The organism is Synechococcus sp. H60.3 (assembly GCF_047462295.1).
Classification (GTDB): Bacteria; Cyanobacteriota; Cyanobacteriia; order Thermostichales; family Thermostichaceae; genus Thermostichus.
In genome coordinates this window covers 1-6233 of the sequence record NZ_JANSIY010000130.1, presented here as the reverse complement: position 1 = coordinate 6233, position 6233 = coordinate 1, and the positions used below count along the sequence as shown (strand labels likewise).

Here is a 6233-nt window from a genome sequence, read left to right as displayed (position 1 = left end):
CCGAGCGATAGCCACCCCTTACTCCCCGGGGGGAGAGGACTAGTTGCCAAAGCTGGCTGGCGCGGGCCTTGAAGCTGCCGGCACTCATCAGCAGGTAAAGCCGCCACATGCGGCGAAAGCGCTCGTCGTAGCGACCAGCCAGTTGGGGCCATGCCCGCTCAAAATTGGTGTGCCAAGCTTTTAGGGTGGCCACGTAGTTGATCCCAAAGTTGTGCCAGTCTTCCAGAACAAATAGGCCCTCGAAAGCCGCTGTTATCTGACGAGGCGAGGGGAGCATCGAGTTAGGAAAAATGTAGCGCTCAATCCACGGATCCCGCCCCTGGTAGGCAACGTTGGCGCCGATGGTGTGGAGAAGAAACAAGCCATCCTCTTTGAGAAGGCGACGGACTACCTGCATAAATGTTCGGTAGTTGCGGTAGCCCACATGCTCAAACATGCCCACAGAAAGGATCCGATCAAACTTTCCCTGCGTCTGGCGATAGTCTTCCAGCCGAATCTCCACCGGTAGGCCGCGGCAGCGTTCGCTGGCTAGCCTGGCCTGCTCTTGCGAGACGGTGATGCCCACCACCTGCACACCGTAGCGTTCGGCCAGGTACTGTGCCGTGCCGCCCCAACCACAGCCGATGTCGAGCACGCGCATGCCGGGCTGGAGATCTAGCTTGCGGGCAATGAGATCCAGCTTGGCTTCCTGGGCTTCGTCGAGGGTTTGTGCCCCCCCATCCCAATAAGCACAGCTATAGATCTGGCGGCGATCCAGCATGGCTTCGTAGAGGTCATGGCCAAGGTCGTAGTGGCGCTGGCCAACCACAAACGCTCCCTTACCCCGCTGGCGGTTGATGAGGCGACTGTCCAAGGCAAGCAGGAGCCGAACTGGCCAGCCCACTCGCTCGGCTGCCCGACTGGTGAGGAGACGACAAACCAGCTCATCAATAGCCTCGCAATCCCACCACCCCTCCAGGTAGGCCTCGCCAAAGCCCAGGGATCCATAGAGCAAGCAGCGCAGGTAAAGCCGCTCGTCGTGGACTTGCAGATCCCAGGGCCGCGAGCCATTGACAGCTATATCGGCAGCCTCCAAAAACCTAAGTCCATAGCTGCGTGCCAGCCGATGCAGGATGTTGAGATCTTTCCTCATCGCTGGGATCCCCCTGCCGTCGAAAGGATCAGTGTTGGCTATTCATTTTCCAGTAGCCCTACGGCTGTCAAGGGCTTTCTGTCAACAGCCCAGGTCGCCTTCTGGTTTTCGTCGTCAGTGCTGACCACTCTCGAAGCAGCAAGTTGCCCAAAAACCCAAGAGTGCGCCGATCTCGCCTTCTACCTAATTTTGGCTGCCCTCATCCCAATCAGCTATCTCTAGAGTTCCTATCCCCCACAGATCCCAGGAGATGGGATCCTCGAAGTGCCCTCAGCGAACCCAGATTCCCGCTTTTCTCCAGTTTCTAGGGATCCCCAAACAGAAAAATAGAGCCACAAACACCTCCCCTATTAGCGGGAGGTTTTTCCCATTGGGATCTCCCGAAGGGGTAACTCCACAAGCTCTGCCAACCTCAAAAAAGTCTCCCATTCCTATGCAGGAGGAAGAACAAGAGACGAATACAATAGTAGTACCCTAGTGGTTGTTTCTGTTTCCAACCTCCAGGAATCCCCTTGCAGAGGGAGCGATAAGTTGCGTAAGTTACGGTATCGCTGCCGCGTCTAGATGGCATTGGGCTTCGGCCTGCCCTGAACGAGGAGACTGCCGTGGTGCAGGCAAGATGGGAGCATTTTGAACACATGGCCGACATTGGCGTCCGCGGCTATGGGGCAACGCCGGAGGAAGCCTTTGCCCAGGCAGCTTTGGCCCTGACTGCGGCGATCACTAGCGTGGATGAAGTAGATCCCAGGGAGCGGCTAGAGATCGAGCTAGAAAATTCAGGCGATCTGGAACTATTGTTGGTGGACTTCCTGAATGCAGTGATCTACGAGATGGCAGTTAGAGGAATGCTGTTTGGGAAAGTTGAAGTGCATCTTGCAAAAGACCATCTCAAAGCCAGCCTGTGGGGGGAAAGAGTTGACCGCACCAAGCACCGACCGGCAGTAGAAGTTAAAGGGGCAACTTACACGCAACTCAAGGTAGCTCAAGAGGGTGAGCTTTGGGTGGCACAGTGTGTGGTGGACGTGTAAGGGAGGCAGTCTATGGATATCAGGAAACTTGAGCGTCTAGATGAAACGGTTTGGCGCATTCCTCCTAAAGGCAAAATGCGTGTCCCGGTCTTGATCTTTGCCGATGAAGAGTTAATCCGGGAGATGGACGACAAAGTGGCCGAGCAGGCCAGCAACGTGACCACTTTGCCAGGGATCGTGGGAGCGTGTTATGTGATGCCAGATGCCCACTGGGGCTATGGTTTTCCCATCGGTGGGGTGGCGGCCTTCGATGCAGAAGAAGGGGGGGTGATTTCCGCTGGCGGAGTGGGATTTGACATCTCCTGCGGCGTGAGAACCTTGCGGACGGGGCTGACGCGCGAAGAAGTGGAGGAAGCAGCAGAACCCTTAGCCAATGCCTTGTATGCCAGCGTACCGGTAGGGCTCGGCAGCCGCAGCAAGCTTTCCTTGAGCGACAAAGAGATGGAAGCCATGCTGGAAGGCGGAGCAGAATGGGCTGTTGCTCAAGGCTACGGCAAGAAAGCAGATCTAGAGCGCATCGAAGAACATGGCCGCATGCGTGGAGCAAAGCCAGGCGAAGTCTCCGCCTACGCCCGTGAACGCCAGCGGCGCGAGATGGGAACCCTAGGCTCAGGTAACCACTACCTCGAAGTCCAGGTTGTCGATGAGATCTACGATCCCAAGGCTGCCGAGAGTTTTGGTCTCAGGCAGGGGGAAGTTGTCATTACTATTCACTGCGGCTCGCGGGGCCTGGGTCACCAGATTGGCACTGAATATTTGAAGAAGATGCAACAGGCAGCTAAAGAATACGGCATAGAGCTGCCTGATCGCGAGCTGGCATGTGCGCCTTTGCAGTCCAAAGTGGGGCAAAGCTACCTGGGAGCAATGCGGGCAGCCGTCAACTGCGCCTTGGCTAACCGCCAGATCATCACCCACTGGGTGCGCCAGGTATTCGCCGAGCTTTTTCCCAAGGCTGAACTCGACCTCATCTACGATGTCTCCCACAACACCTGCAAGGAGGAGACACATATCATAGAGGGGAAAAAACGCCGCCTGTTTGTCCACCGCAAGGGGGCAACGCGCGCTTTTGGGCCCGGCCACCCAGAGATCCCTCAGGCTTTTCGTTCCATCGGTCAGCCGGTAATCATCGGTGGCTCCATGGGCACGGCCTCCTACATTCTGGTCGGCACCGAGGAAAGTGAGGCCCTTGCCCTCTCTTCAGCTTGCCACGGGGCCGGAAGGGCGATGAGTCGCAACCAGGCTCTCAAAGCCTGGACAGGGCAGGAGATTATCGAACAACTGCGACGGCGCGGCGTCATTGTGCGCAGTCCTTCTCTGCGGGGGGTAGCCGAAGAAGCGCCCCAGGCCTACAAAAACGTAGACAAAGTTGTGCGCGCTGCCGACCAAGCCAAGATCGCTAAACTCGTAGCGCGCTTAAGGCCTATTCTGTGTATCAAAGGCTAGGGATCCCCCGAAAGGGGAAGCTATTTTTGGGGGCTTAATGCCCCTTTTTTCGTTGTTTTTAATTCCTAGGGATCCCCCGGAAACAGATTCTTCAGCAAGTACAACGCCTGCATACTTCATGTTTCCAGGGATCCCTCCAAAGAAGAGCGAGGCAGCGAACAGAAGGGATCCCCCTCTTACTCAGCGCAGCGTGAGGAAGTTGCCCACATTCAACAAGATGAACTCGTTGGCATCTGCAGCGTTGGGCAGACGTCCGGCGGAGAAGGGCAGGTTGTTGTCATTAGCTACAACAATGTGTTGCTCATCCACCACGTCCACGTCCTCAATGGTTACAAATGGAAAAGTAAAACGGCCGTCCACTGTGGCTGTCTTGCCAATGCCTTTCGGATCGGCGATATCCAACAGATCAACATAGGCCACCTTCTTGACGAGGCCGGCGCTGTCTACCTGGGCCAAGTCAATCAGGTAAACCCGTTTGAACTCAGCGGCCTTTGAGAAGCAATCCGTCTTCTGTTCTCCCTTGCAGGCGAGGCGGGGATCCCCTTCGTTGTTGTCCCGCTCAATTACTAAAGCCCGCGTGTCATCGATCATGTTGAAGTCGCCGATGTTATTGCCGGCAACCTCAAGCGGATACTTCCAGGTTTTGCCCGTCCACTTGCGGTTCTTAACGTCAAACTCCAGAATCCGCAGCACCTCCTTGCCCTCCACCGTCTCCAGAGCCGGCGGTTCGCCGAGGTAGAGGGGACCTTCTAGCATGGCATAGAGAAATTGTCCGTTGGGAGAAGCCGCCATGCCCTCAAAGCCACGGGAACGCCGCACTTCAAAGTTGACCGGGCCCGGCGTTGCCGGTGTGGTAAACGTATGATGATCCGGGGAACGTACTACCTTGCCCTCAACCTCGGTTTCAAAGAAAGCTACAACTTTGCCGTTGCTATCGACGGCAATGAGGTAGGGGCCAAACTCATCCCCAATCCAGTGCAGATCCCCAATAGTTTGGATCGACTCGATGTCTAGATCAGCACCGGTAAGGTAGCGCCTAGTTGTAAACTCGTTGACAATGCGGAAGGGGATCACTTTGTTCGGATCCTGTAGGAATACCGACTTGTTCAACCGCACCTGGCCACTCTCCCAGTCAACGGCTACTTCGTGAAAGCTGAGCAAGGCGTCTGGGGAGTTTGCCTTGCTGCCAAAGCCGTTGTCAATCAAAACACGGAAGCGGTCGCGAGCCAGGGTTTCAATCCCCGAAAAACCCTGAATTGGCTGACCAACAAAGGGCAGCGAAATGCCGGTGGTTCGGCCATCAACAAACGACTTGCCCTCAACTGAGGCGACCTCTTCGACCCGCTGGTTGTTGATTGCCGCAAAGCGGCCAGACACCACAAAGCCAGAACCGGCATCGCTGGGTGGTGGCACGAAACTCATTGCCGGCAGCACGGCATATCCAGCTAGGGTGGCTTTAACCGCTTCGGCTGCTGAAACCGACGTGGCTGAAACCATGCCCAAAAAGATCCCCAAACCGAGGCGCGCAAGCGAGGTTCTCATAGTGCCTCCACTCTTTCTCTTTCGACTCCCAACTCTAGACCACGCTAAACATTGGTTCGCAGCTTCTAAATATCTTCCAGAAAAGCAGGCTCCACCCTGCTGGGGAAAACTTCAGGGATCCCCGCAAAATAAGCCTCCTAAGCCGCAACCAAGCAGCATTATACCTGAATACTTCCAACTTTTAGAGACTAGCTGAAAAGCGGAATGGAGGGAGTATTAACTGTCAATTAACCAATCGATTAACAGTACTTAACCTTCCCAGTTTTTCTAGTTTCTAAGTTTTAGGGATTTTCTCCAAGGAAAACCTCTGCACGCCAAAGGGAGTGTGCAGAGCGGCTTCACGTCTCCAGTTGCCGGGCACACCCCCGAAGGAGAAACAAAAATGGGATCTCAATCTGGGATCCCAATTCAGCAGTTTCCAATTTCTAGGGATCCCCCCGAAGGGGGAACGCGGGCCAACGTCTGGAACCAGGGCAGGATCTCGTGGTGTTTCCAATTTCTAGGGATCCCCCCGAAGGGGGAACTTCGTTTAAAAGGAGGCCAAAATGTTCGCTTTGATTCTCAACGTTTCCAATTTCTAGGGATCCCCCCGAAGGGGGAACTGCGCACCTTACGTCCGTTTATCACCAGCGGGCGGTTGTTTCCAATTTCTAGGGATCCCCCCGAAGGGGGAACGGCCCTGCGCGCAGTACGCGCCAAGTACGGCAACCGCGTCAACAGTTTCCAATTTCTAGGGATCCCCCCGAAGGGGGAACTGGGAACATTGCTGTTCTAGGAGGGAAGCCTTTGGCGTTTCCAATTTCTAGGGATCCCCCCGAAGGGGGAACCTCCCCTCCTTCTCTAAAGCATCTTGACCGTCCTTCACAGTTTCCAATTTCTAGGGATCCCCCCGAAGGGGGAACGCTTCGGGAGTTTCACCCACTCCCGTTTGTGTGTTCGCGTTTCCAATTTCTAGGGATCCCCCCGAAGGGGGAACCACCCCAACCCGCACCTAAGCGCGCAAGGCTTCATGTTTCCAATTTCTAGGGATCCCCCCGAAGGGGGAACCACCCCAACCCGCACCTAAGCGCGCAAGGCTTCATGTTTCC

The 6233-nt window shown here is 55.6% G+C and carries 4 protein-coding genes and 1 CRISPR repeat array; of the genes, 2 read left to right on the top strand and 2 right to left on the bottom strand.

Translation table 11 applies throughout. The features are described from left to right. The coding region (cfa, locus tag NW841_RS11350; RefSeq protein WP_414386453.1) for a cyclopropane fatty acyl phospholipid synthase at positions 1-1132 on the bottom strand (1132 nt) is incomplete at its 3' end. 605 nt (positions 1133-1737) lie between these two features. Between cfa and NW841_RS11345 the strand changes: the two genes are divergently transcribed. Further along, complete coding sequence (locus tag NW841_RS11345) at positions 1738-2160, top strand: archease (RefSeq protein WP_414366392.1); 423 nt, start codon at positions 1738-1740, stop codon at positions 2158-2160. A gap of 12 nt (positions 2161-2172) precedes the next feature. Next, the gene (locus NW841_RS11340) at positions 2173-3603 is read left to right on the top strand and encodes an RtcB family protein (RefSeq protein WP_414386451.1); all 1431 of its coding nucleotides are present in this window, start codon (positions 2173-2175) and stop codon (positions 3601-3603) included. Positions 3604-3783: 180 nt separating this feature from the next. Here the strand turns inward: NW841_RS11340 and NW841_RS11335 are convergent, their stop codons facing one another. Then, positions 3784-5100, bottom strand: a complete 1317-nt coding sequence (locus NW841_RS11335) for an esterase-like activity of phytase family protein (RefSeq protein WP_414366840.1) — start codon at positions 5098-5100, stop codon at positions 3784-3786. Positions 5101-5559: 459 nt separating this feature from the next. Beyond that, a CRISPR array of direct repeats spans positions 5560-6192; the repeat unit is 36 nt; unit sequence GTTTCCAATTTCTAGGGATCCCCCCGAAGGGGGAAC. Positions 6193-6233 lie beyond the last annotated feature (41 nt).